Origin of the sequence: Corynebacterium sp. HMSC04H06 (genome assembly GCF_001815935.1) — a bacterium.
Classification (GTDB): Bacteria; Actinomycetota; Actinomycetes; order Mycobacteriales; family Mycobacteriaceae; genus Corynebacterium.
Map to the genome: position 1 here is coordinate 20,284 of NZ_KV823421.1, position 24,577 is coordinate 44,860.

At 65.9% G+C, this 24,577-nt stretch carries 21 protein-coding genes and 1 pseudogene; 6 read left to right on the forward strand and 16 right to left on the reverse strand.

The window, feature by feature from the left end; genetic code table 11:
- Window positions 1–70: 70 nt before the first annotated feature.
- The 3 genes from purM to HMPREF3067_RS04935 form a co-directional block, all read right to left on the reverse strand.
- Window positions 71–1,132, reverse strand: coding sequence for a phosphoribosylformylglycinamidine cyclo-ligase (gene purM / locus HMPREF3067_RS04925; protein ID WP_070768617.1), 1,062 nt, complete (start codon window positions 1,130–1,132; stop codon window positions 71–73).
- Window positions 1,133–1,161: 29 nt separating this feature from the next.
- Entirely contained in the window at window positions 1,162–2,670 is a 1,509-nt protein-coding gene (purF, locus tag HMPREF3067_RS04930; protein WP_070768618.1) for an amidophosphoribosyltransferase, read from the reverse strand.
- A 69-nt stretch (window positions 2,671–2,739) separates the two neighbouring features.
- Window positions 2,740–3,135, reverse strand: a complete 396-nt coding sequence (locus tag HMPREF3067_RS04935; RefSeq protein WP_070768619.1) for a sterol carrier family protein — start codon at window positions 3,133–3,135, stop codon at window positions 2,740–2,742.
- Window positions 3,136–3,245: 110 nt separating this feature from the next.
- On the opposite strand from HMPREF3067_RS04935, the pseudogene HMPREF3067_RS04940 reads away from it, so the two are divergent.
- A pseudogene (locus tag HMPREF3067_RS04940) lies at window positions 3,246–4,256 on the forward strand (acyl-CoA thioesterase).
- A 37-nt stretch (window positions 4,257–4,293) separates the two neighbouring features.
- Here HMPREF3067_RS04940 and HMPREF3067_RS11600 read toward each other — a convergent pair.
- The gene (locus tag HMPREF3067_RS11600) at window positions 4,294–4,419 is read right to left on the reverse strand and encodes a hypothetical protein (protein ID WP_256381266.1); all 126 of its coding nucleotides are present in this window, start codon (window positions 4,417–4,419) and stop codon (window positions 4,294–4,296) included.
- Window positions 4,420–4,543: 124 nt separating this feature from the next.
- Window positions 4,544–5,245: a PAQR family membrane homeostasis protein TrhA gene (locus tag HMPREF3067_RS04945; RefSeq protein ID WP_070768620.1), complete on the reverse strand. Its 702-nt coding sequence runs from the start codon at window positions 5,243–5,245 to the stop codon at window positions 4,544–4,546.
- Between the two features lie 127 nt (window positions 5,246–5,372).
- On the opposite strand from HMPREF3067_RS04945, the gene HMPREF3067_RS04950 reads away from it, so the two are divergent.
- Complete coding sequence (locus HMPREF3067_RS04950) at window positions 5,373–6,425, forward strand: alpha/beta hydrolase (RefSeq protein ID WP_246819240.1); 1,053 nt, start codon at window positions 5,373–5,375, stop codon at window positions 6,423–6,425.
- 122 nt (window positions 6,426–6,547) lie between these two features.
- On the opposite strand, the gene purL is transcribed toward HMPREF3067_RS04950, so the two are convergent.
- From purL to purS, 3 genes are read right to left on the reverse strand one after another with little or no spacing between them, the layout of a single operon-like run.
- Window positions 6,548–8,818, reverse strand: coding sequence for a phosphoribosylformylglycinamidine synthase subunit PurL (purL, locus tag HMPREF3067_RS04955; RefSeq protein WP_070768622.1), 2,271 nt, complete (start codon window positions 8,816–8,818; stop codon window positions 6,548–6,550).
- Window positions 8,819–8,827: 9 nt separating this feature from the next.
- Window positions 8,828–9,505 carry a phosphoribosylformylglycinamidine synthase subunit PurQ gene (gene purQ / locus HMPREF3067_RS04960; RefSeq protein WP_070768623.1) on the reverse strand — a complete coding sequence of 226 codons (678 nt, stop codon included), beginning with the start codon at window positions 9,503–9,505 and terminating at the stop codon, window positions 8,828–8,830.
- Window positions 9,505–9,747, reverse strand: a complete 243-nt coding sequence (gene purS / locus HMPREF3067_RS04965; protein WP_070768624.1) for a phosphoribosylformylglycinamidine synthase subunit PurS — start codon at window positions 9,745–9,747, stop codon at window positions 9,505–9,507. The genes purQ and purS overlap by 1 nt, the downstream gene beginning before the upstream one ends.
- 319 nt (window positions 9,748–10,066) lie before the next feature.
- Between purS and HMPREF3067_RS04970 the strand changes: the two genes are divergently transcribed.
- On the forward strand, window positions 10,067–12,802 hold the full coding sequence (locus tag HMPREF3067_RS04970; protein ID WP_070768625.1) for an ExeM/NucH family extracellular endonuclease: 2,736 nt from the start codon (window positions 10,067–10,069) through the stop codon (window positions 12,800–12,802).
- Here HMPREF3067_RS04970 and HMPREF3067_RS04975 read toward each other — a convergent pair.
- The 5 genes from HMPREF3067_RS04975 to HMPREF3067_RS04995 form a co-directional block, all read right to left on the reverse strand.
- Window positions 12,799–13,482 (reverse strand): DUF2334 domain-containing protein, encoded by a 684-nt coding sequence (locus HMPREF3067_RS04975; RefSeq protein ID WP_070768626.1) that lies wholly within the window; start codon window positions 13,480–13,482, stop codon window positions 12,799–12,801. The two genes, HMPREF3067_RS04970 and HMPREF3067_RS04975, sit on opposite strands and share 4 nt — an antisense overlap.
- Before the next feature lie 46 nt (window positions 13,483–13,528).
- Window positions 13,529–15,667 carry a S9 family peptidase gene (locus HMPREF3067_RS04980; protein ID WP_083319142.1) on the reverse strand — a complete coding sequence of 713 codons (2,139 nt, stop codon included), beginning with the start codon at window positions 15,665–15,667 and terminating at the stop codon, window positions 13,529–13,531.
- A gap of 65 nt (window positions 15,668–15,732) precedes the next feature.
- Entirely contained in the window at window positions 15,733–16,617 is an 885-nt protein-coding gene (locus tag HMPREF3067_RS04985; RefSeq protein ID WP_070768702.1) for a phosphoribosylaminoimidazolesuccinocarboxamide synthase, read from the reverse strand.
- A gap of 26 nt (window positions 16,618–16,643) precedes the next feature.
- Window positions 16,644–18,074, reverse strand: a complete 1,431-nt coding sequence (gene purB, locus HMPREF3067_RS04990; protein WP_070768627.1) for an adenylosuccinate lyase — start codon at window positions 18,072–18,074, stop codon at window positions 16,644–16,646.
- A 22-nt stretch (window positions 18,075–18,096) separates the two neighbouring features.
- Window positions 18,097–18,774 (reverse strand): metal-dependent transcriptional regulator, encoded by a 678-nt coding sequence (locus HMPREF3067_RS04995; RefSeq protein WP_141759327.1) that lies wholly within the window; start codon window positions 18,772–18,774, stop codon window positions 18,097–18,099.
- A 54-nt stretch (window positions 18,775–18,828) separates the two neighbouring features.
- On the opposite strand from HMPREF3067_RS04995, the gene nrdI reads away from it, so the two are divergent.
- Both nrdI and nrdF read left to right on the forward strand, forming a co-directional pair.
- On the forward strand, window positions 18,829–19,263 hold the full coding sequence (gene nrdI / locus HMPREF3067_RS05000) for a class Ib ribonucleoside-diphosphate reductase assembly flavoprotein NrdI (RefSeq protein WP_070768628.1): 435 nt from the start codon (window positions 18,829–18,831) through the stop codon (window positions 19,261–19,263).
- A 58-nt stretch (window positions 19,264–19,321) separates the two neighbouring features.
- Window positions 19,322–20,323 (forward strand): class 1b ribonucleoside-diphosphate reductase subunit beta, encoded by a 1,002-nt coding sequence (nrdF, locus tag HMPREF3067_RS05005; protein WP_083319143.1) that lies wholly within the window; start codon window positions 19,322–19,324, stop codon window positions 20,321–20,323.
- Between the two features lie 34 nt (window positions 20,324–20,357).
- Here the strand turns inward: nrdF and purD are convergent, their stop codons facing one another.
- A complete protein-coding gene (purD, locus tag HMPREF3067_RS05010; protein WP_070768629.1) occupies window positions 20,358–21,647 on the reverse strand; it encodes a phosphoribosylamine--glycine ligase in 1,290 nt (429 codons plus the stop codon).
- A gap of 34 nt (window positions 21,648–21,681) precedes the next feature.
- Here purD and HMPREF3067_RS05015 point away from each other — a divergent pair, with 34 nt between their 5' ends.
- The gene (locus HMPREF3067_RS05015) at window positions 21,682–22,107 is read left to right on the forward strand and encodes an HIT family protein (RefSeq protein WP_070768630.1); all 426 of its coding nucleotides are present in this window, start codon (window positions 21,682–21,684) and stop codon (window positions 22,105–22,107) included.
- Here the strand turns inward: HMPREF3067_RS05015 and HMPREF3067_RS05020 are convergent.
- Window positions 22,104–23,582 carry a sensor histidine kinase gene (locus tag HMPREF3067_RS05020; protein ID WP_083319144.1) on the reverse strand — a complete coding sequence of 493 codons (1,479 nt, stop codon included), beginning with the start codon at window positions 23,580–23,582 and terminating at the stop codon, window positions 22,104–22,106. The two genes, HMPREF3067_RS05015 and HMPREF3067_RS05020, sit on opposite strands and share 4 nt — an antisense overlap.
- A 43-nt stretch (window positions 23,583–23,625) precedes the next feature.
- Window positions 23,626–24,348, reverse strand: coding sequence for a response regulator transcription factor (locus tag HMPREF3067_RS05025; RefSeq protein ID WP_371259772.1), 723 nt, complete (start codon window positions 24,346–24,348; stop codon window positions 23,626–23,628).
- Window positions 24,349–24,577 lie beyond the last annotated feature (229 nt).

Below are 24,577 nucleotides of genomic sequence, written 5' to 3' on the forward strand. Positions count from 1 at the left end.
CCTAAAAACGCCACTACGCCGCCGGCGACCAGGACTTGGTCACCGGCGGCGTTGGTGTATCTAAGGGCTACTAGAAGTTCGGGTGGTTGCCGCTCACTACGACGCGGGGCGCGCCCTCGGCGGACTTGCGCACCTCGCCCAGCTCCCAGGCGTCCAGGTGGCGGGCGGTGAGCATGGCCAGCGCGCGGTCGCGGTCCTCGGCGGAGACCACCGCCACCATGCCAACACCCATGTTGAAGGTCTTTTCCATCTCGGACAGCTCGACCTTGCCCACCGAGGAGATGGTGCGGAAGATCTGGCCCGGGGTCCAGGTGGAGCGGGCCACGTGCGCGGTCAGCCCCTCCGGTATGACGCGCTCCAGGTTGCCGGCCAGGCCGCCGCCGGTGACGTGGCAGAACGTTGCCACGTGGCACTCCGCGGCCAGTGCAAGGCAGTCCTGTGCGTAGATGCGGGTCGGGATGAGCATCTCCTCACCCAGGGTGCGACCGAGCTCGTCCATGTACCCGTCCAGCGGCAGTCCGGCCTGCTCGAGCAGGACGTGGCGGGCCAGGGAGTAGCCGTTGGAGTGCAGGCCGGACGAGCCCATGGCGATGAGCACGTCGCCGTCGCGGACCTTGTCCGGGCCCAGCACGCTATCAGCCTCGACCACGCCCACGGCGGTGGCGGAGACGTCGTAATCATCGACCTCCATCACGCCGGGGTGCTCGGCGGTCTCGCCGCCCAGCAGCGCGGCACCCGCCTGCACGCAGCCCTCGGCGATGCCGGCCACGATCTCCGCGACCTTTTCCGGAACGACCTTGCCGACGGCGATGTAGTCCTGCAAAAACAGCGGCTCGGCGCCGCAGACCACCAGGTCATCGACGCACATGGCCACCAGGTCAATGCCGATGGTGTCGTGCTTGTCCATCGCCTGGGCCACGGCCAGCTTCGTGCCCACGCCGTCCGAGCCCGCCGCCAGGATGGGCTCCTTGTAGTCGCCGAGCTTGAACAGGCCCGCAAACCCGCCCAGGCCGCCCATGACCTCCGGGCGGGTAGCGCGCTTGGCGTGCGGGGCGAACAGCTGGACAGCGCGATCGCCGGCGGCGATGTCCACGCCGGCGGCGGCGTAAGTGTTGTCAGTCGTATCGGTCATAGCGAAAGTTTCATTCCTTGGGGGTCTTTTTAAGAGTTCTGGCTCATTAGCGTACGTACGGCCTCCGCGTTGGGGCTACCGGCCGGCAGGCCCAGCGGGTAGTGGCCGTCGAAGCAGGCGGCGCACAGCTGGCTGCGTGGTTGCTCGGTCGCCGCAATCATCTCATCCACGCTGACAAAGCCCAGGCTGTCGGCGCCGATGGCCTCGCAGATGGTCTGGCAGATGACCTCCGGGTCATCGCTCGACGCGACGTTGGCGATGAGTTCGCCCGGGGAGGCAAAATCGATGCCGTAGAAGCATGGCCACTTCACCGGCGGGGAGGCGATCCGCACGTGGACCTCGGCCGCGCCTGCCTCCCGCAGCATGCGAATGAGGGCGCGCTGGGTGTTGCCGCGGACGATGGAGTCATCCACCACCACGAGCTTCTTGCCGGCGATGACCTCCTTGAGCGGGTTGAGCTTGAGCCGGATGCCCAGCTGGCGCAGGGTCTGCGTGGGCTGGATGAAGGTGCGGCCCACGTAGGCGTTTTTCACCAGGCCGTGGGCGAAGGTAATGCCGGATTCGCGGGCGTAGCCGACCGCGGCCGGGTTGCCCGACTCCGGCACCGGGATGACCAGGTCGGCGTCTTCGGCCGGGAACTGGCGGGCCAGGCGGCGGCCGATGTCCACGCGGGTCTCGTTGACCGAGCGCCCGGAGATCTGGGTATCGGGGCGGGCCAGGTAGACGTATTCGAAGACGCAGCCGTGGCGGGTGGGCTCGACGAATTTCTCGGAACGAATCCCAGTCTCGTCGATGGCGACGAGCTCGCCCGGTTCGATTTCCCGGATGAACTGCGCGCCCACGATGTCGAGCGCGCAGGTCTCGGAGGCGATCACGAAGCCCTGCGGCAGGCGCCCCAGCGCCAACGGGCGCACGCCGTGCCCGTCGCGGGCGGCGTACAGGGTGTGGCCGTCGGTGAAGGTCAGGCAGAAAACGCCCTGAACGCGGGGCAGCAGCTGGCGGGCGGATTCAAAGACGGAGGTTTCCTCATTGACGCCGTCGCCCAGCAACATAGACAGGCACATCGAGTCGGAGACCGACTCCTCGTGCGGCTTAATCAGCCCGCGGTCCATGGCCTCTTGGCGCAGGTCCAGGTAGTTGACCAGGTTGCCGTTGTGGCCGAGCGCGATGTCCACCCCGTTGGAGGACGCGCCGAACATCGGCTGCACGTTGGACCATTCCTTGCCACCGGCGGTGGAATAGCGGGTGTGTCCGACGGCCACGTTGCCCTGCAGGGAGCTCAGGATGGACTCGTCGAAGATATTGGCTACCAGCCCCATGTCTTTGAAAACCACCAGGCGGTCATCATCCCCGACCGCCATGCCGGCGGCCTCCTGACCGCGGTGCTGGAGGGCGAAAAGCCCGAAATAGGTAAGCTTGGAAACCTCTTCTCCCGGGGCCCAGACGCCGAAGACGCCGCATTCTTCCCGCGGAGAGGTCTCGCCGTGATCGTCGAGATTAGTGAGGCCAGTTGTCTGAAGTGAGTTGACGGCTTCCACGCCGGTTATCTTAGTCGTTTAGCCAGTCCGGCACTAATACCCGGCCGCCCTCGTGCCCGCTTGCGCGGCTCAGCGGCCCAGCGGGATGATGGGCAGCCACTCCGCGATCTCCGCGGCGCGGGAGCCGGAAGCATCAACCTGTCCTGCGTCGACGGCGGTTTGCCAGCTGGTATGCCCGGTGGCCAAACGCAGCCACGTGTGCGGATCCGTCTCCACGACATTGGGTGGGGTGCCGCGGGTGTGGCGCGGCCCCTCAATACACTGGACGGCCACGAACGGGGGTACCCGCAGCTCCACCGAGTGCCCCGGCGCGTCCTGCTCCACCAACCGGGCCGTATTGCGTACCGCCTGCGCTAGCGTGGCCCGGGTCGGCCGCTCCGCGGCGTCCGGGCTTTCTTGCTGAATCCACTCTGCCAAAGCCACGACGGCCGCGCGCGCCGCAGCGGGATCTGCCTTCTTTGCCATGCCGCCCAGTCTAGTCCCCGCCACCCCGGCGCTGCCTGCGCGCAACCGTGCGGCAGTCCGCGACGCCACGTGCCCTAATCCTTCCTCCCGCCCTGGTAGCTTTATATATTATGACCACTACTCCGCAGACGCAGGATGCTCTTAAGTCCCCGCAAATCACCCTTCGTTTCATGGCTTCGCCCACTGATGTCCGCATGGCTGGCGCCCAGGGCATCAGCGGCGGCCGCGTTCTGGAATGGATCGACAAGGCCGCCTACGCGTGCGCGGTCCAGTGGTCCGGCCAGTACTGCGTGACCGCTTACGTAGGCCACATTCACTTCACCCGTCCGATCCCCTCGGGCCACATCGTGGAGGTCCGCTCCCGCATTGCGATGACCGGCCGGTCGTCCATGCACATCGTCAACGAGGTGCTCTCCGCGGACCCGCGCGACGGCATCTTCACCCGCGCCTGCGACTGCCTGGTCATTTTCGTGGCCAAGGACGCCGAAACCAACAAGTCGACCCCGGTGCCCACGTTCACCCCGGAAGACGACGAGTAGCGCCGCGTCGCCGAGGCCGCCCAGTCTCGTATCGAGCTGCGCAAGGCCATCGAAGAGGAGATGGAACAGCAGACCTACGAAGGCCCGTCCTACGCCCCGCGGCTCATCAACCGCTTTCTGGCCAAGCCGACGGACGTCAACTGGGGCGGCAAGGTTCACGGTGGCACCGCCATGGAGTGGATCGACGAGGCCGGCACCGCCTGCACCATGGAATGGTCCGGTGAGCACACCGTGGCCGTCTACGCCGGCGGCATCCGCTTCTACCGCCCGATTGCCATCGGCGACCTCATCGAGGTCGACGCCCGCATGATGCGCACCGACAACCGTTCGATGCAGATGTCCATCCACGTGCGCGCCGGCAACCCGCGGGGCGGCCGCAACAACCTGGAGACCGCCATCCACGCCACCGTGGCCTACATGGCCATCGACCGCGACTTCCAGCCGCAGGCCGCGCGCCAGTTCACCCCGGTCACCGACGAGGACAAGCGCCTGGCCGAGCACGCCAATATCCTGCGGGAGCTACGCGGCAAGTACTCTCCCAAGCCCCTCATCGTCGCGCCCAACAACCAGCACATCGACTAAGCCCCACCCTGCAATCAGCGCCCAAAACGGCAACGCGCTAGTCGGCGTCTGCCGGCCGGCGCAGAGTCTCCCAGTCCCGCGCCAGAAAGTAAATTACGCCGGCCCCCACCACGACCACGACCGCTACCCGGATTACGACGGTTGCCTTTTCCTTTGCTTTCATGCGGTTCACCTTCTCTCATGGCCTAGGCCCGGCCAGTAATTCGTCCGATTTTTCCGTCCCCTGAAGGGTCTTCGGCCCCGGTGGCCCTGTCTTCACTACTTTTACTAGCGCCCTGTCCGGGCTTTTAGCCGGCACCGACGACCACCATCCACACGGCGACCAGGTGGACTGCGGCGGCCGCGATTGTCGCGGAGTGGAAATGTTCGTGGTAGCCGTAGATGCGCGCGTTGCGCCCCGGCCACTTGAGCCCGTAGACCACCGCGCCTAAGGAATAAACCAGGCCGCCGGCAAAGAGCAGCCAGACCACCGCAGGGCCTTCCTGCCGCCACAGGGTCGGGATGAGAGGGACTATCAGCCACCCGAGCACCAAGTACACGGCCACGGATAGCCAGCGCGGGTGCTCGATCCAGACCAGGTTGAGTATCACGCCGGCCAGCGCGCCACCCCAGGCCACCCCGAGCAGGATCCACGCGGTCGCACCGTCGAAGGCGATAAGTGATAGCGGCGTATACGTCGCCGCGATGAACACGGCAATGGTCGCGTGATCCGCCCGCCGCCACCACTGCACGGCCCGGAAGCTACCCCAGGGCCAGCGGTGGTAGGTCGCGGAAACCGCGAATAGCCCAACCAGGCACACCCCGTAGACCGTCACGCCCAGGGCCGGTGCCCAGCTCAGCGTCATCCAGGAGTAGGTAATGAGCACGGTGGCGGAGACGAGGGCGGCCAGCGCGGCGAAGACGTGCCCCCACCCGCGGGTAAGCGGGCGCGGGCCGCGGTCGGCCACTAGCCTAGTCCGTTCGACTATGCCGTCCTGTACCGGCGCCATTGTTCCTCCTCGCAGGTCTCCACTGGCGGAGTGACCGCTGCTTCTAGCCGTAGTATAACCTACGGTTGCGTAACCCACGGCTGTGAAAATCCTTCGAATTCGTTGCTATATGCGTTATAGTCGAACGGTGTTTAAACCTGTCTCTCTTCGCCGCCCCCGCGTACTAGCCGCCGCCTTCGCCGCGGTCGCCGCCCTCGGGTTCGGCCTCGCCAGCCCTGCCGCCCCGTCCGCTCAGGCCCAGTCGAGCCTCATCGACGGCTCCTTCCAGCTACCCGGCAACCAGAGCAAGCAGCCCTGGTTGGGCAACCAGCCGAAGATCGTGAACAAGCGACACGTCAACGGCAACTTCTGGAAGGTGGACGTCTGGTCCCCGGCCAACCGCGCCGTTATCACCAATAACGTGCTGCTGCCCGGCGGCGACCAGCCGCGCGGATCCTTCTACCTACTGCCCGGCATCCAGGGCGGCGAGCAGGGCATGAACTGGATGAGCCACACCGACGTCGGCCCGTGGTTCGCCGGCAAGAACGTCAATGTTGTCATGCCCATCGGCGGCGCTTATTCCCTCTACACCGACTGGAATACCGCGGATCCGATCCTGGGCGTTAACAAATGGAACACCTACATGACCCACGAACTCCCGCCGCTCATCGACGCCGAATTCCACGGCAACGGCCGCGACGCTATCGCGGGCCTGTCCTCCACTGGCGCCGCCGCCCTCGACATCGCCGGCCACGCCCCGCAGCGTTTCCGCGCCGCCGCCTCCTACTCCGGTTGCCCGGTCCGCTCCGGTGCCCTGGGATGGCCGGTCTCCAGCATCATGATGGCCGCCGGCGGCGGCTCTTCCGTCAATGCCTGGGGCCTGCCCGGCTCCCCGGCCTGGGCCGACCACGATCCCAACGCCCAGCCGCACCGACTGCGCGACGTCAAGGTCTTCGTTGCTTCCGCCTCCGGCACCCCCGGCCCTATCGACGGCAACTACGGCCCCGCCCAACACCTGGGCCCGTCCGCAACCGAGAAGGTTGCCAACGAGTGCACCAACATCTACACCCGCACCGCCCGCGCGGCCGGCGTCGACGTCAACCGCTACTACACCAACACCGGCTCCCACTCCTTCCCGCTGTTCTCACACCAACTCAAGGTCAGTTGGGCACAAACCATCCAGCCGACCATCGGCGGCTAAACCGACCACCCCGGGCGGGTAAACCGCCTTTAGCGCCTCTTCGGCGCCCCACGCCTGGCCGATGAGCCCAACTGAAAAAGCCTCACACCGCATATCACGGTGTGAGGCATTATCTGTCTCCCCTATTCCACCACGGAGTTCGCCCCCACGGCGTGGCCGAAGAGGTCGGGCAGGGTGGCGGACCAGGCGTCGACCAGCTGGGTCAGCGGGACGGCGGTCTGGCCCAGGATGAGGCTGTCCACCGCGGTGGTCTTGCCAACCTGGGTGGCCTGGATGCCCAGCTCCTGGGCGCGCTGGAGAACCGCGTCTGCCTTGTCCTTGGTCGTGGCGACCAGGGCGCGGGAAGCAGACTCGGAGAACGCGGCGACGAACTCGTCGTCGTGCACGGCGGCAAGGTCGAGCTCGACGCCGACGCGGTTACGCTTGGCCATCTCGAACGCAGCGACGGCCAGGCCGCCCTCGGAGACGTCGTGGGCCGCGGTGAGGTCAGAGTTGCCATGGAAGAACTCGGCCAGCTTGGCCTCGTTGCCCAGGTCGACCTGCGGTGGCAGGCCGGACAGGCCCTTGCCGGAGACCTGCTGCCAGATGGAACCGCCAAACTCGTCCTGGGTGGACCCCAGGAGGATGAGGACTTCGTCCGCAGCGGTGCCCAGGTTGTGGCCGATGGAGTCGGCGACGTCGTCGATAACGCCCAGCACGCCGACGACCGGGGTCGGCAGGATGGGCTCCTCACCGGTCTGGTTGTAGAAGGAGACGTTGCCGCCGGAGACCGGGATGCCCAGCTCGACCGCGCCGTCGGCCAGGCCGTGAACGGCCTCCCGGAACTGCCACATCACGTCCGGGTTTTCCGGGGAACCGAAGTTCAGGCAGTTGGTGACGGCCACCGGGCGGGCGCCGGTCACGGCGACGTTGCGGTAGGCCTCGGCCAGGGCCAGGCGCGCGCCCATGTTCGGGTCCAGCTTGGTGTAACGGCCCGAGGCGTCCGCGGAGACGGCGACGCCCCGGCCGGTCTCCTCGTCGATGCGCAGCACACCGGCATCCGCGTGGTGCGACTGCACCGTGTTGCCGCGGACGTAGCGGTCGTACTGGTTAGTGATGAAGTCACGAGAGCACAGCGCCGGGGAGGCCACCAGCTGAAGGAGGGCATCGCCCAGCGGGGCGTAATCCACGCCGCCGAAGTCCTGCAACTTATCCTGCCACTCCGGGCGGGCGTAGGGGCGCTCGTAGACCGGGGCCTCGTCGGCGATGGTGCCGGCCGGGGCGTCCACGACGACCTCGCCCTGGTGGCGGATGACCAGGTGCTTTCCGGTGGTGACCTCACCAATCTCGGCGCAGGTGACGTCCCAGTGCGCACAGATCTCGCGGAAGCGCTCCACGTTCTCCGGGGCTACGACCGCGCACATGCGCTCCTGGGACTCGGAAGCCAGGATTTCGGCGGCGGTCATGTGCTCGGCGCGCAGCGGGACCTCGTCCAGGTTGATCTCCATGCCGCCGTCGCCGGAGGCCGCCAGCTCACTGGTCGCGCAGGCCAGGCCGGCGCCGCCCAGGTCCTGGATGCCGACCACTACGCCGGCGTGGTAGAGGTCCAGGCAGCACTCGATGAGGACCTTCTCCGCGAAGGGGTCACCCACCTGGACGGCCGGCAGCTTGCGCTCCGCGCCGTCCTCGAAGGTGTCCGACGCCAGCACAGACACGCCGCCGATGCCGTCCAGGCCCGTGCGGGAGCCGAACAGCATGACCTTGTTACCGGTGCCGGAGGCGAAGGCTAGCTTCAGGTCCTCGACCTTCAGCGTGCCCACGCACAGGGCGTTGACCAGCGGGTTGCCAGCGTAGGACTCATCAAAGACGGTCTCGCCCCCAATATTGGGAAGACCCAGGCAGTTGCCGTAGCCGCCGATTCCTGCGACGACGCCCGGCAGGACGCGCTTGGTATCCGCGGCATCGGCTGGGCCAAAGCGCAGCTGGTCCATCACCGCGATGGGGCGCGCACCCATGGCCATGATGTCGCGGACGATCCCGCCCACGCCGGTGGCCGCGCCCTGGTAGGGCTCGACGTACGACGGGTGGTTGTGGGACTCCACGCGGAAGGTCACCGCGTTGCCGTCCCCGATGTCGACCACGCCGGCGTTCTCACCGATACCGGCGAGGATCTTCTCCCCCATCTGGTCGGTCATGGTTTCACCGAAGTAGCGCAGGTGCGTCTTCGAGGACTTATACGAGCAGTGCTCCGACCACATCACGGAGTACATGGTCAGCTCGGCATCGGTCGGCCTACGCCCCAGGATGTCCTTGATGCGCTGGTATTCGTCGTCCTTGAGCCCCAGCTCGCGGAAGGGCTGTTCCAGGTCCGGGTCCTGCTGGGCCTGGGAGACGGTGTCATTGTGTACGGTCATGTGCGCCTCCTAAACTGCGGCCGTCACGGCGTTGATAGCGGATACAAAAAGACCCAGGCCGTCAGTGGACGGCCCGGTAAGCGGATCGATAGCGTGCTCGGGGTGCGGCATAAGCCCCACGACCCGGCCGGTCTCGTTGGTAATACCGGCGATCGCGTTGACGGACCCGTTGTAGTTGTCCGTGTAGCGGAAGACCACGCGGCCTTCCTTCTCCAGCTCCTCGACGGTCTCCGCAGCAGCCTGGAAACGGCCCTCGCCGTGCTTGGCCGGGATGAGAATCCGATCGCCGGCGTTAAACTCGCTGGTCCAGGCGGTCTGTGCGTTCGCGACCTCCAGGTAGGTGTCGGTGCAGTGGAAGTGCAACCCCTGGTTGCGGGTCAGTGCCCCGGACAGCAGGCCGGCTTCAGTCAGGATCTGGAAGCCGTTGCAAATGCCCAGCACCGGCATGCCCTTGTGGGCGGCGTCGATGACCGAGCGCATGACGGGCGCGAGGGCGGAAATCGCCCCGGAGCGCAGGTAGTCGCCGTAGGAAAAGCCACCGGAAACCACGACCGCGTCCACGCCGCGCAGGTCGGCATCAGCGTGCCAGAGGTTTTCCACCTCGGCGCCGGCCCGGCGCGCGGCGCGGACCGCGTCAACGTCGTCGAGCGTGCCAGGGAAGGTAATTACTCCGATCTTGGCGGACACTACTTGACCTCCAGCCCGGTGACCTCGTAGTCCTCGATCACGGTGTTGGCCAGCAGCGTGGCCGCGACCTTCTCCAGCTCCTCGGCCGTCACGGAGTCCGCGACCTCCAACTCGAAGCGCTTGCCCTGGCGGACATCGCTAACCCCTTCAACCCCGATTCGACCCAGCGCGCGGACAACAGCTTGCCCCTGCGGATCCAGAATCTCGGCCTTCGGCATGACATTGACAACTACACGAGCCATTAAATTTCCTTACTGTGCTCACGGCTAGGTCTGCGGGCACTAGTTTAGCCTGCCTAGGGCCGCAAAACCTACCCATCACAGCAGTCACCCCCACACCAATGCCCACTCCCCCAATCGTGGCCGGAAAGTAAACACCGGGTATACCCGGCAAAGACGGAAATAAAAATCTCGGCCACACCTAGGCAAACCCCCTGCGGGCTTCGAACACGCGACAGCGCTTACTCCAGCTAGTGTCCGCTCCGTGTTCTACAACTGAGGGTAATGCGCTCGGAACGCATGAAATTGTCTGTCTTTCTCCAGCAAAGGTGGTTCGTTCCCTATGTCTTCTCCCCAGTTGTCTTCCCCCCAGTCCTCGCGGCGGGTGGCCCGCCGCCGCGGCACGCTCGTGCTCGCGGCCGTAACCTCTACCGTTAGCGCCGGTCTCGCCGTCCCCGCAGCCTCGGCCGCCCCGGCCGGGGACAACGTCGTCATCTCCGAGGTCTACGGCGGTGGTGGCAACTCCGGCGCCGACTATACCCACGACTTCATCGAGCTCTACAACCCGACAGATAGCGACATCAGCTTGGACGGTTGGAACGTCGAGTACTTCTCCGCCAAGGGCGGCTCCGGCGGCACCACCCAGCTGAGTGGGACGATCCCGGCCGGGGCCCACTACCTCATCCAGCAGGCCCAGGGCAACGGCGGCAGCACCACTTTGCCGGATCCCGACGCCACCGGAAGCCTGGCCATGTCCGCCACCAAGGGCTCGGTCCAGCTCAGCGACGGCGCGGGCGAGGCGGTCGACTTGGTCGGCTTCGGCGAGACCAGCCTGTCCGAGGGCTCGCCGGCCCAGGCGCCGAACAACCAGACCTCGGTCCAGCGCGACGAGCACGGCACCGACACCGATGACAATTCCGCCGATTTCACCGCCGGCGCCCCTAGCCCGGCGGGCACCGGCGGAGGCGTGGCCCCGGGACCGGGCACTGATCCAGAGCCGCAGGATCCGCCCGCCGAGGGCGAGGTCGTGGTCATCGCCGATATCCAGGGCACGGGCTCGGCCTCCCCGCTGGTCGACCAGACCGTGACCACCGAGGGTGTCGTCACCGCTGTGTGGGAAAAAGGCGGCCTGAACGGCTACACCATCCAGACCGGCGGCGAGGCCGCGGCCGGCGAGGCCAGCCACGGCCTGTTCGTCTACGCCGGCAATGACGGCGCGTACCCGGAAATCGGCCAGTCCGTGCGGGTTACCGGCAAGGTCTCCGAGTACTACGGCAACACCCAGGTTTCGGCGCGCAACTTCGCTGAGCTGGAGGAGCCGCTGGAGAAGGTCGAGCCCATCGACATCGAGGAACTGCCCGCCGGCGACAAGGCCCGGGAGGCCTACGAGTCCATGCTGGTGCTTCCCGGTATTCACACCGTGACCAACAACTACGCGCTCAACACCTACGGCGAGGTCGGCCTGGCTGCGGGCCAAGAGCCCCTGCGCCAGCCCTCCGATGTGCATGCTCCCTCGACGGATCCGAACTCCCCACTCAAGCAGCTGGAAAAGGACAACGCCGAGCGCCTGGTCGCCCTGGACGACGGCCGGACCCGCGACTACCTGAAGACCGATAAGGAGACCCCGCTGCCGTATATCTCCCAGGACGGCGGCCAGACCATCAAGAGCCTGCGCACCACCGACCAGGTGGAGTTCCAGCAGCCGGTCGTCGTGCACTACTCCCACGAGCAGTGGCGCTTCCAGCCTACCTCCCCGGTCACCGGGGAGACCGCCGGCGCGGATCTGCCGATTAGCTGGGAGGACTCCCGCGCCGCGGAGCTGAACGCCCTCGACGTCAAGGGCGACTACACCATCGGCGCCTTCAACGTCCTGAACTACTTTACCTCGCTGGGCGAGGAGTTCGGCGGCAGCTCCTACGACGACAAGGACGGCAACCCGGTCACCGTCAACCGCGGGACCACCCGCGGCGCCTACACCCAGAGCGCCTTCGAAGACCAGCAGGCCAAGATCGTCGCGGCCATCAACGGCCTAGACGCCGACGTCATCGCGCTGTCCGAAATCGAGGACACCTTCGGCGTGACCGGGGACCTCTCCCGCCGCGACGAGGCACTAAACCACCTCGTCGAGGAGCTCAACGCCGCGGGCGGAAACTGGAAGGCCGTCGCCTCCCCGTCCGAGAGCGTGCCCGAGGACGTCGACGTCATCCGCACCGCGTTCATCTACGACCCGGACCGCGTGCGCCCAGTGGGAGAGTCCCGCATCTTCAGCGACGCCCGCTTCACAGGCACCGCGCGTGAACCTCTGGCCCAGGAGTTCGCCCCGGCTGATGCAAGCGAGGACGCCGAGACGTTTGTGGCCGTGGCCAACCATTTCAAGTCCAAGGGTTCCGTAGTCAAGGATGACGCGGACCGCGGCGACGGCCAGGGCAACAACCCCAACGTGCGCAACGCACAGGCCCAGGCGGTCCTGGACCACCTGGCTCAGCAGCCGGACTGGCAGAATAAGGCCACCTTCGTCATGGGCGATCTGAACACCTACACGCGCGAGGAGGCCCTGGATATCTTCCGCAACCACGGCTACACCGTTCCGGCAGAGACTTTTGATGCCGACGCCTCCTACCAGTTCAGCGGCCTGCTCGGCTCCCTGGACCACGTCCTGGCCAACGCGGTGGCCAGCGAGAACGTCACCGACGCGCAGGTCTGGAACATCAACGCAGACGAGCCCGTCGCCTTCGAGTACTCACGCCGCAACTACAACGCGGTCGACTTCTACGACGACTCCCCGTTCCGCTCCTCCGACCACGATCCGGTCAAGGTCGGCTTCTCCCTCGGCAGCGACGACGGCGCCGGCGAGGAAAACGATGGGGACGCTAACAACGAAGACGACGACCAGGGCAAGCCGGCGGGTCCGGGGGATACGGGCTCTAGTGGCTCCTCGGTGGGCGGCGCTGTCGCGGCAGGGATCGCTGGCCTGGCCGCGCTCCTGGGAATCGGTACCGCCCTGGCAGGTGGCCTGCGCGGCGTGCTGCCGATGTTGCCGGCGGATGTCCGCCGCGTCATCGAGCGCCTGCTGCCCTAGTTCGGCAGGAAGATGCTGTAGTCGGCCGGCTGCGCGCCGGCCGCTGCGGCCTTGTGCACGGCCTTGACGAAGTCCTTGACCACCTTCCGGTCGTCGAGGTTACGGCCGGACACGGACAGACGGACCGTGTTGCCGCGCTGGGCGGAGCGTTCCGCCGCGCGGATGATGTTGCGGCGCCACCACTTGGCCGCGCCGAAACCCTCGCCGTAGGAGAGGTTGCGCGACTGGTAGAACTTGCCGGACTCCAGTTCGTGGATGCCGCGGGTAGACACGGCCACGTCGAAGCCGAAAGCCGGCAACACCTTGAGGGTTCCCTCCGACATGCGCCAGCGCGGCGGGGCGAAGATGGTGGGAGTGAAACCGATCTTGCCCATCTGCCGGGTCGCACCGGCCAGCCGCAGCTTTGCCTCGTGCTCATCGAGGTTGGCGAATTCCGCGCGGCGGCCCTGGACGGCCTGATCGAAGCCGTTGAGAATCAGCACCCGGCCGGCGTCTGCTTGCTCTTTGACCCAGCCCTTCGTCTTGGAGTCCTTAGCCAAATGCCAATTGCCGTCAATATGCGGGGCAATCAGAAGAGACACAGGAATCCCCTCGGCATCCAGGATGCGGAGGAGATTCGAGGCCTGTTTCCGGGTGTCGTCGAAAATACTGGAAATCGAAACCAGGAGGTGGCCATGCATAAGAAGTATTATCGCACAGCCTTCTAGGTTCCGCGCGTCGAGAACGCTACTCGGTACACCCCGTGGCCTGGTTGATGATCCAAGCGTATTCGAAGGCGTTCTGGCGCCATTTGTCGTAGCGGCCGGACACGCCGCCGTGGCCGGCGACCATCTCCGTCTTCAGCAGGAACTGGCCGCCGCTGGCAACGGTGCGCAGCTTGGCGATCCACTTGGCGGGCTCCACGTAGAGCACGCGGGTGTCGTTCAGCGAGGTCGTGGCCAGGATGTTCGGGTAATCCTGCGCCGTGACGTTCTCGTACGGGGCGTAGCTGGCCATGTAGTCGTAGAAGGCCGGGTCGTGGTACGGGTCGCCCCACTCGTCCCACTCCACCACCGTGAGCGGGAGCTCCGGCATGAGCATTGAGGTCAGCGGGTCAACAAAAGGCACGGCGGCTTGGATGGCGGTGAAACGGTCCGGGGCCATATTCGCCACCGCCCCCATCAGCATGCCGCCCGCGGAACCACCTTCCGCCGCCAGCCGGTCCGGGCTGGTCAGGCCGCGGGCGATGAGATCATCGGCAACATCGATGAAGTCGGTGAAGGTGTTCTTCTTCTCCATGAGCTTGCCGTGGTCGTACCAGCCGCGGCCCATCTCCCCGCCGCCGCGGACGTGGGCGACGGCGAAGATCATGCCGCGGTCCAGCAGCGACAGGCGGGTGACGGAGAACCCGGGGTCGACGCTGGTCTCGTAGGAACCGTAGCCGTAGAGCAGCATCGGCTGCGGCGCGGAGGTGTCCAGGTCCGCGCGGTGCACCACGGAGACGGGGATCTCCGTGCCGTCCTGGGCGGTGGTCCACAGGCGATAGGCGGTGTAGTCGCCGGGGTCGTAGCCGCCCTGGACCTCCTGCTGCTTCAGCAGGGTGCGCTCGCCGGCGGCCACGTCGTACTGCAGGACCTGAGCAGGCTGCGTGAATGAGCCGTAGACCATGCGGATGACCGGGGTGTCCCATTCCGGGTTGCCGGTGGTGCCGGCAGTATAGATCTCCTCGTCGAAGTCGACCTGGGTGAACTCGCCGAGCCCCTCACCCTCGGTCAGGGGCATGATGGCGATGCGCCCGATGCCGCCGCTGCGGTAGACCAGCACCAGCTGGTGCTGGTAGGTATCCACGCCCTCGATGCGCACGTCCTCGCGGTGTGGGACCAGCACCTGCGTATCGCGCAGGGCGGGCAGGCCGGTGTCCTTCGTCAGCGCCGGGCAGACGGTGACCTCGAAGTTGGCGCCGGCGGCGTTGTGGCTGACGATCCAGCGGTCCTCACCGTCGATGACGGCGTGGTCCACCTCGTATTCGACCCCGGATTCGCGCTCCCAGAGCAGTTGGAACTCGCCTTCCGGCTGGTCCTGCTCCAGCACCCAGAACTCCGAGGTGATCTTCGAACTGGAGACCAAGAACAGGTACTTGTCACTGCGCGTGCCGCCCACCCCTACGCTGAAGTGGGCGTCTTCCTCGTAGAAGATGCGCACGTCGTCTTCCTGCGGCGTGCCTACTTTGTGGCGCCACACACTGTCGGCGCGCCAGGCCTCGTCGACGGTCTGGTAAAAGATGTAGTCCTCGCCGACCCAGGTCGCGCCGTAGAACAAACCCGTCAGGTGATCGTCCAGCAACTCGCCCGTAGCCAGGTCCTTGATGCGCAGCTCGAAGCGCTCGTCACCGCTGACGTCGACGGAATAGGCCAAATAGCGCCCCGAGGTCGTAATGGAAGAGGCCCCGAGGGAGAAGAATTCGTTGCCTTCGGCCAGCTCGTTCAGGTCGAGCAGCACCTCTTCGTCTGCCGGGCGGCCCTCCTCCGAGATGACGGGCGGGAACCACGGGTCCGCCCCCTCCTCGACCGGCAGGCGGCAGGACAGGCCGTAGCTCTTGCCCTCCTGGGAGCGGCCGTAGTACCAGTAATCGCCCTGGCGTACCGGAACGGACATGTCCGTTTCCTTGATGCGGGACTTAATCTCCTGGTAGATATTCTCGGTCAGCGTCTCCAAGTGCGCGGTCTGCGCCTTGGTGTAGTCGTTTTCCGCGTTGAGATAGTCCAGCGTGTCCTGCGACTTCTTATCCCGCAGCCACTCGTAATCATCGACGAAAGTGCGGCCGTGAAATTGGCGCGAAATCGGACGAACGGGGGCTACCGGAGCATGCATGGATTCATCAGTCATAGGCCCCCATCCTACGTCAACGCGCTGCCCAGCCGGCGGGGTCACTCCCGCCCGCTGCGTGGACTTTAGCCTACCCAATCGATGAACTGTTTACCCGACAGGCGCTCGTAGGCCTCGATATAGCGCAGGCGGGTGGCGGAGACGACCTCGCCCGGCAGGGCCGGCGGGGTGGTCTCAGAGGCCTTGTCCCAGCCGGATTCCGGCGAGGTCAGCCAGTTGCGGACGTACTGCTTGTCGAAGCTGGGCTGGACCTCGCCCTCGACGTAGGAGTCGGCCGGCCAGTAGCGGGAAGAGTCCGGGGTCAGCACCTCGTCAGCCAAGACGAGGGTGCCGTCGCTGTCCAGGCCGAACTCGAACTTGGTGTCGGCCAGGATGATGCCGCGTTCCTCGGCGATCTGGGCGGCCTGGGCGTAGATGGTCAGCGTGGCGTTGCACAGCTGGGCGGCGCGGTCGGCGCCGAGGTCTTTCACGACGCGCTCATAGGTGACGTTCTCGTCGTGCTCGCCCTGCTCCGCCTTAGTAGCCGGGGTGAAAATGGGCTCCGGCAGGCGGGAGGCCTCCACCAGCCCAGAGGGCAGCTCAATGCCGCAGACCGTGCCGTTGGCCTGGTATTCCTTCAGGCCGGAGCCGGTCAGGTAGCCGCGGGCCACGCACTCGAAGGGCAGCATCTTAAGTTTCTTGACCACGAATGCCCGCCCCAGGACCTCTTCCGGGATCCGCTCGTCGTCGACCGGGCCGGCCAGGTGGTTGGGGAAATTGATGGCCTCGAAGAAGAACTGCGAGGTCGCAGTCAGCACCCGTCCCTTGTCCGGGATGGCGGGCTCCAGGGCGAAGTCGAAGGCGGAAATCCGGTCGCTGGCCACCATGAGCAGCGTGTACTCATCGATGGCGTAGATGTCGCGGACTTTGCCGGATACGAGGTGCTGATAATCGCTAAGACGTGGTCGCATGCCCCACATCTTAGCGCGCCGATGGGCTAAATAATCTCGCCCGGGCGGTACTGGGCGGCCTGGGGGTGCTGGTCCGCCTTTTCAGCAATCCGGGACAGTACCTGGCCTACCTGCGCTTCCGCAGCGCCGATGAAGGCGTGCTTGTCGGCGAGGGCCTCATCCAGGGCAGCCCTGTCAAGGGGGAGGCGCTCGTCGGCGGCCAGGCGCTCCACCAGGTCTTGGTCCGCGCCGTTTTCGCGCATGTTCAGCGCCACGGCGACGGCGTTTTCCTTGATGACCTCGTGGGCGGTCTCGCGGCCGACCCCGGCGCGCACGGCCGCCATGAGGATGCGGGTGGTGGCCAAGAACGGCAGGTAGCGCTCGAGCTCGCGGTCGATCATGGCTGGGAAAGCACCGAACTCCTCCAGCACGGTCAGGAAGGTCTCGAACTGTCCGTCGAGGGCGAAGAAGGCGTCCGGCAGCGCGACGCGGCGGATGACCGAGCAGAAGACGTCACCCTCGTTCCACTGCTGCCCGGCCAGGTCGCCGACCATGGTGAGGTAGCCGCGCAGGATGACCTGAAAGCCGCAGACCCGCTCGCAGGAGCGGGCGTTCATCTTGTGCGGCATGGCAGAGGAACCGACCTGGCCTTCCTTGAAGCCCTCGGTGACAGTCTCATTGCCGGCCATGAGGCGAATGGTGGTGGCCAGAGAAGACGGCGCCGCGCCCAGCTCGACGAGGGCGGAGACCGCATCAAAGTCCAACGAACGCGGGTAGACCTGCCCGACGGAGTCGAAGATCCGGCTAAAGCCGAGGTAATCCGCCACGGAGGTCTCCAGGGAAGCCAGCTTGTCGTGGGACCCGCCCATGAGATCCAGCATGTCCTGGGCCGTGCCCATCGGCCCCTTGATGCCGCGCAGCGGGTAGCGCCCGAGCAGTGCCTCGACGCGTTCGATGGCCAGCAGCATCTCATCGGCGGCGGAGGCGAAGCGCTTGCCCAGGGTGGTGGCCTGGGCGGCGACGTTGTGGGAGCGGCCCGCCATGACCAGGTGCTGGTACTTGTCGGCGTGCTCACCCATGCGGGCCACCACGGCGATGGCCTTGTCCCGGATGATCTGGAGGGAGCGGTAGATCTGCAGCTGCTCGACGTTTTCGGTCAGGTCGCGGCTGGTCATCCCCTTGTGGATGTGCTCGTAGCCAGCCAGCGCGTTGAATTCCTCGATACGCGCCTTCACGTCGTGGCGGGTAACGCGCTCGCGCTGGGCGATGGAGTCCAAATCGACGTCTTCGACCGCTGCCTCGTAGGCGCTGATCGCCTCTTCGGGGATATCCACCCCCAGGTCTTTCTGAGCGCGCATGACCGCGATCCACAGCTGCCGCTCGAGCATGATCTTGTGCTCGGGGCTCCAGATTTCGGTCAGCTCCGCCGAAGCGTAGCGGGAGGACAGGACGTTGTTAATCTTCTTCTTTTCAGCCACAAGCCCTCATTATTCCACGTAACTAAGACGCGGGGGCAACCCAGATGGCGTCCGCGGCAGCTGCCCCCAAATGGACGGATCCTTCCTGCGTCACCACCTCGACCGTCTCCGTGTACGCCGCCCCCGCTTGGGTGCGCACCTCCACCCCAGCGCGCACGCCGTGGGAGGCCAGGAAACGCAACAACTCGGGGTCCGCGTCGGAGACGCGCTCCACGCGGGCCGCGGCCCCCACTGGCAGCTGGCTAAGCTGCACTGCACTCGGCTGGTCCACTACGCCGTCGGCGGCGGGAATCGGATCCCCGTGCGGGTCACGGGTCGGGCGGCCGAGCGCGTCATCGATGCGCTCTACCAAGAGATCGGATACCGCGTGCTCGAGGACCTCGGCCTCGGCATGGACCTCGTCCCAGGTATACCCCAGCTTTTCTTGCAGGTAAGCCTCGATAAGCCGGTGGCGGCGGACCATTTGGACCGCGAGCTCGCGGCCTTCCGCCGTCAGGTCGAGCGCCCCGTACCGGGTGTCGGTAAAGAGCCCTTGCTGCGTGAGCTTACGAACGGCGTCGGACGCCGAGGACAATGTGACCCCCACGCGGGCGGCTAGCGCGGTCTTGGTGGCCGGCTCGGCGGACCATTCCTTCAACAGCCACGCGGCTTTGAGGTAGTTCTGCGTGCTAACCGGCAGGTCATTGAGCTCGATGTCCATGGGGATACTCTAACAAACTTGAAACTACGGCGTACCGTAGTTTAAATTTGCTTCATGCCGTATTCTGTCGATTCGTTCCGGACGTGCGCGACCGATTTGATCTATTTTTCCTCCGCCTCCGAGAACACCCACCGTTTCGTAGCCCAGCTCAACCGGCCCGCCGCGCGCATCCCCCTGCGCCCTAAACGCGAACCCATGCTGCTGGCCACTCGGCCTTTCGTCTTGGTCGTCCCCACTTACGGCGGCGGCAACCGCGCGCAAGCTATCCCGCGCCAGGTGCGGGCGTTCCTCAACGTGCCTGCCAACCGCGCCCTCCTGCGCGGCGTCATCACGAGCGGAAACACCAATTTCGGCGAGGATTTCTGCGTCGCCGGAAAACTGATTGCTAACAAGACCGGGGTCCCGGAGCTGTACCACTTCGAGCTTCTCGGCACCCCCTTCGACGTCGAACGCGTCAACGCAGGACTGGCCTATTTTTGGGCCCACTGACCGGCCGCAATACGCAACGCCTTTTACCCACCCACCAAGCCTTAAAGGAGAGCAAGAATTGTCCATTATCTCGCAGTCCGTCACCCCGCCCGAGCTCAAGCGGACACCAGCAGCCCGCGTGCGGCCCATCAACTGGAACCGCACCCAGGATCCGAAGGACCTAGAGGTCTGGAACCGGCTGACTTCCAATTTCTGGCTGCCCGAGAAGGTCCCGCTGTCCAATGACTTGAACGACTGGCACGGGCTGACGGCTACGGAACGCACCCAGACCATCCGCGTTTTCACCGGGCTGACCCTGCTGGACACGCTCCAAGCCACGGTGGGCGAGGTCTCCCAGATCCCCGACGCCCAAACCGAGCACGAGGAGGCGGTCTACACCAACATCGCTTTCATGCAATCCGTGCACGCGCGCAGCTATTCTTCGATCTTTTCAACCCTGACCACCACGGAGGAAATCGACGCCGCCTACCAGTGGGCGGTGGACAACGACCTGCTCCAGCGGCGCGTGAAAATGGTGGCCCGCCACTACTTCGGCGCGGACAAGCTAAAGCGCAAGGCCGCGGCCACCTTGCTTTCATCGCTGCTGCTCTACGCGGGGTTCTACCTCCCGCTCCACTTCGCCGCGCGCGGCACCCTGACCAATACCGCGGATCTCATCCGCCTCATCTTGCGGGACAAAGCGGTGCACGGCTACTACTCCGGCTACAAGTTCCAGCGGGGCCTAGAAAAGGCCCCGCACCGCGCCGCAGAGCTCGACGACTTCGTGCACGACCTGCTCGACAAGCTCTACGAACTCGAGCTGCAGTATTCGGCAGAGCTCTACGAGCCCCTGGGGCTAATGGACGGCGTGGCCACGTTCGTGCGCTACAACGCCAATAAGGCGCTCATGAACCTGGGATACCCGGCGCGCTTTGACTATTCGTCCACGGCCGTGGACTCGGCGGTACTGACCGCGCTGGCCCCCAGCGCGGACGAGAACCACGACTTCTTTTCCGGATCGGGCTCCTCCTACGTCATCGGGCGCGCAGAGGCCACCAACGACGCAGACTGGAGCTTCTAACTCTGTTGCCCGAACAGCCGGGCGCCCGCGCCTGCTAGCGGTCCTGGCCAGGCACCTCGATGCGCCCTTCCTGGGCAGCCAGCGCGATGTCGCGGCGGTAGAATCCACCGTCCATAGTGATGCCTTCGAGCACCTCGTAGGCGGCCTCGCGGGCAGCGGCGAGGGTCGAGCCCTTGCCCAGGGCGTTGAGCACGCGCCCGCCGTTGGATACCACCTTGCCCTCGGCCACGGTGGTGCCCGCGTGCAGGATGCGCTCCGGATCCTCCAGGGCGTCGCCGGTAATTTCGTCACCCTTGCGCGGGGAGGCTGGGTAGCCCTCGGCGGCCAGCACCACGGTCACGGCGAAGGCGGGCTCCCACTCCAGTGGGCTGAGATCCGCCAGCTTGCCGGTGGCCACCGCGTTGAGAGCCTCCGCCAGCGGGGAGGTCAGCAGGCTGAGCACGGCCTGGGTCTCCGGATCGCCGAAGCGGCAGTTGAACTCGATAACCGCCGGGCCCTCCGGGCCCCACGCCAGGCCGGCGTAGAGAAGACCCGAATAGGGGGTGCCGCGGGCGACCAGCTCGCGGGCGACGGGCGCGCAGACCTCGTCGACGATGGTGTTGACGCCGTCCTGTGGCAGCCACGGCAGCGGCGTGTAGGCGCCCATGCCGCCGGTGTTGGGGCCTTCGTCGTTGTCGTAGGCGCGCTTGTGATCCTGGGCGGGCAGCAGCGGCACGACGGTTTCGCCGTCGACCAGGCAGAACAGGGAGACCTCCGGGCCGGGCAGGAAGGACTCGATGAGCACGGAGTTGCCTCCGTTGTGCACTGCCTTGATGTGCTCCTCGGCCTGCTCGCGGTCCTCGGTGACCACCACGCCCTTACCGCCGGCCAGGCCGTCGTCCTTGACCACGTAGACTGGGCCGAATTCGTCGAGGACCCGGGAGATCTCGTCCTCCGCGGCATCCGGGCCGATGGTCTCCGCGTGCGCGGTGCGCACGCCGGCCGCGTCCATCACGTCCTTGGCAAACGCCTTCGATCCCTCGATCTGGGCGGCCTCCTGGTTGGGACCGAAGACCGCGATTCCGGCGTCCCGCAGGGCATCAGCAACGCCGGCCACCAGCGGAACCTCCGGACCGATGACCACCAGGTCCGCAGCAACGTCCTGGGCCAGGCCCGTCATCTGGGCCGGGTCGTCTACCCGGGTATAGTCCGCGTGCACGGTGGCGATCCGGTCCATGCACGGGCTGCCCGGCGCCACGTGCAATTCAGTGGTCGCCGGATCAGCAGCTAGTCCTTTCAAGAGGGCATGTTCGCGGCCGCCCGAGCCAATCACGAGAATACGCATACCGTCTATCTTAACTTGCCGGTAGCCTGGGGCCATGGCTTCTGTATTTACCAAGATCATCAACGGAGAACTCCCCGGCCGCTTTGTCTACCGGGACGAGCAGTGCGTGGCGTTTTTGTCCATCGAGCCGCTGCGCTACGGGCACACCCTGGTCGTGCCGGTGCAGGAGGTCGACAAGTGGACTGACCTCGATCCGGAGACCTGGGGCCACCTGAACCAGGTCGCCCTGCGCATCGGCCAGGCCATCAAGAACGCTTTCGGCACCCCGCGCGCCGGCTACATCATCGCCGGATTCGACGTCCCCCACACCCACATCCACCTCTTCCCCACCGAGAAGATGTCGGAATACGATTTCTCCAAGACCTACGCCGCCGAGGACACCGACCCGGCCGCCATGGACGAGGCCGCCGCCCGCATCCGGCAGCACTTGGGCACCGACTCGGAGGGCCGCCCGGCCTAATCCGCCGAAACCGCTGGATCGTTGGCCTCCGCACAGGCCGGCAGGCGCACGGTAAACACCGACCCCTCCCCCGGGGTCGAATCCACTGTGATGCTGCCGCCGTGTTGTTCCACCAGGGACTTCACGATGGCCAGCCCCAAGCCCGAGCCACCCGTGTCACGCGTGCGCGAACTATCTTCACGGTAGAAGCGCTCGAAGATATGGGCGGCTACTTCTTTGTCCATGCCCTTGCCGTCGTCGATCACATCGAGCAGCACGTCGGTCGCGTCCCGGCGCAGCTGCAGTGTCACCGCCGCGTCATCGCCGCCGTGGCGGATGCCGTTAGAAATCAGGTTGAGCAACACCTGGTGCAGGCGGTCCGGGTCACCGTCGACCACAGGCACGGAATTCGACTTGTTGACCACCTGGATGTCCCGGCCGGGAAAGGCCGCTCGGGCCGAGGATCCGACCGATAAGGCCAGCTCCAGCATGTCCACCGGTTTCTTGTCCAGCCGGTTGCCCTCGGCGCGGGTGAGCGAGAGCAGGTCCTCGACCAGCAGCGACATGCGAGTCGACTCGGAGTCGATCTTGGATAGGACCAGGTCCACGTCCTGGGTAGCCCCGGAGCGGTAGAGCTCCGTGTAGCCGCGCAGGCTGGTCAGCGGGGTACGCAACTCGTGGGAGGCGTCGCCGACAAACCGGCGCATCTGGCCCTCCTTCATCTGGGCCTCCTCCACGGACCGCTGCAGGTGCCCCAGCATGACGTTGAGCGCGCCCGCCAGCTGGCCGACCTCGGTGTGCAGCGGCCACTCGGGCACGCGCTTGTTCAGATCCCCGGCGGCGATTTCCGAGGCGGTCTTTTCCACCACCCGCAGCGGGCGCAGCGCCCACCGGATGGACCAATACCCGGCCAGCGCGATGAGGGCGATGACCAGGGACAGGATCAGCACCTGGACCACCGCCAGGCCCTGCAGAATGCTGGCCTCGCTACCCAGGGACTTGGCCACGACCGTGACCACCCCGTCGGTCTCGAAGGCCTGCGCGCGCCACTTAACCTCGTTGACCGCGGAGTCGGTCGTGGACTCCACCGTCTCCGGGGAGCCGCCGATGTAGAGGCCGTCGACCCGCGGCATGGAGTCGAAGACGTTGAAGTATTCGATGGAGCCGTTGGGGTAAATCTTGATGACGCAGAAATCCGTCGGCGGGCGCTGCGAGCGGTCGCCCAGGTTGAACAGCTCGGGGCTTTGCGCCCAGCCCTTGGCTGCGGAGGCGATGTCCTCATCCACGCGGTTGTACAACACGTCCCGCATGATCGAGGAGACGGCCACGGAGCTGCCGACTAGGCCCAGGCCGGAGACCACGACCAGCAGGACCACCAGCCAGGTGCGCAGGGGCAGGGCGGTGGTCTTGAAGCGGCCCTTGAACACCCGCTTCACCTTGCCCCACGCGGAAGTAGGTGCTGCGGCCTGGCGGGCGCTAGTTTCGGTATCGGTCATGCTGGGGGACGGGGCAATCTCTCTTGAAGGTCAGGGACGGGTTTTAGCTGCGCGGGGTGCGCAGCACGTAGCCCACGCCACGGACGGTGTGGATGAGCGGGGTGTCGCCGGTATCAATCTTGCGGCGCAGGTAGGAGATATAGGACTCGACCACGTTGCCGTCGCCGCCGAAGTCGTAGTGCCAGACGTTGTCCAGGATCTTGGCCTTGGACAAAACGACCTCCTTGTTCTGCATGAGGTAGCGCAGGAGGTTGAACTCGGTGGGCGAAAGATCGATGATCTTGCCCGCCTTGGTGACCTCATGGGTATCGTCGTTGAGAGTCAGGTCGGCGTAGGACATAGTCGCGTTGTTGGACTCGTCCTCCACACTGGCCCCGCGGCGCAGGATGACGCGCAGGCGGGTGATGACCTCTTCCAGGCTAAAGGGCTTGGTCACGTAGTCGTCCGCGCCAATGGTCAGGCCGTGAATGCGCTGCTCGACGCTATCCTTGGCGGTCAGGTAGAGCGCTGGGCCGTCGAGGCCCTCGGAGCGCAGCTTGCCCAGAAGCTCGAAGCCGTCCATGCCCGGCATCATGACGTCCAGGATGTAGGCGTCCGGGTTTATCTCGCGGGCAATCCGCAGCGCCTCGGTGCCGGAACTGGCCGTGCGCACGTCGAAGCCCTGGAATTTCAGGGACACGGTCAGCAGCTCGACAATATTGGGCTCGTCGTCTACGACGAGGATTTTAACGTTTTCGGTGCTCTTGTCGTCCATTGTTGTGACCATCGCTTTCTACTATTGGGACCTTTCAGCCCGCCGGTACCGCGGACCTACTCGAGACGAAGTCCGCGCCCGGTACGGGGCTGCTAGGAGAGAATCTGGTTCTCTCAGCTACTACACAGCAGTCTGCCACTTCAATTATCAAAGGTACTGACCGGTTACTGCAAGAACCCTGTGAGTTAGAAAAGCGGGCCCAGCCGTGCTGGGCCCGCAGTTTTCACCGAAAACGCGTGGT

Coding starts and splice junctions, on each gene's coding strand:
- purM (WP_070768617.1), bottom strand. CDS start 1,132: ATGACCGATACGACTGACAACACTTACGCCGCCGCCGGCGTGGACATC.
- HMPREF3067_RS04935 (WP_070768619.1), bottom strand. CDS start 3,135: ATGGCAAAGAAGGCAGATCCCGCTGCGGCGCGCGCGGCCGTCGTGGCT.
- HMPREF3067_RS11600 (WP_256381266.1), bottom strand. CDS start 4,419: ATGAAAGCAAAGGAAAAGGCAACCGTCGTAATCCGGGTAGCGGTCGTG.
- HMPREF3067_RS04945 (WP_070768620.1), bottom strand. CDS start 5,245: ATGGCGCCGGTACAGGACGGCATAGTCGAACGGACTAGGCTAGTGGCC.
- purL (WP_070768622.1), bottom strand. CDS start 8,818: ATGACCGTACACAATGACACCGTCTCCCAGGCCCAGCAGGACCCGGAC.
- purS (WP_070768624.1), bottom strand. CDS start 9,747: ATGGCTCGTGTAGTTGTCAATGTCATGCCGAAGGCCGAGATTCTGGAT.
- HMPREF3067_RS04970 (WP_070768625.1), top strand. CDS start 10,067: ATGTCTTCTCCCCAGTTGTCTTCCCCCCAGTCCTCGCGGCGGGTGGCC.
- HMPREF3067_RS04975 (WP_070768626.1), bottom strand. CDS start 13,482: ATGCATGGCCACCTCCTGGTTTCGATTTCCAGTATTTTCGACGACACC.
- HMPREF3067_RS04980 (WP_083319142.1), bottom strand. CDS start 15,667: ATGACTGATGAATCCATGCATGCTCCGGTAGCCCCCGTTCGTCCGATT.
- HMPREF3067_RS04985 (WP_070768702.1), bottom strand. CDS start 16,617: ATGCGACCACGTCTTAGCGATTATCAGCACCTCGTATCCGGCAAAGTC.
- HMPREF3067_RS04995 (WP_141759327.1), bottom strand. CDS start 18,774: ATGGACATCGAGCTCAATGACCTGCCGGTTAGCACGCAGAACTACCTC.
- nrdI (WP_070768628.1), top strand. CDS start 18,829: ATGCCGTATTCTGTCGATTCGTTCCGGACGTGCGCGACCGATTTGATC.
- purD (WP_070768629.1), bottom strand. CDS start 21,647: ATGCGTATTCTCGTGATTGGCTCGGGCGGCCGCGAACATGCCCTCTTG.
- HMPREF3067_RS05015 (WP_070768630.1), top strand. CDS start 21,682: ATGGCTTCTGTATTTACCAAGATCATCAACGGAGAACTCCCCGGCCGC.
- HMPREF3067_RS05020 (WP_083319144.1), bottom strand. CDS start 23,582: ATGACCGATACCGAAACTAGCGCCCGCCAGGCCGCAGCACCTACTTCC.
- HMPREF3067_RS05025 (WP_371259772.1), bottom strand. CDS start 24,348: ATGGTCACAACAATGGACGACAAGAGCACCGAAAACGTTAAAATCCTC.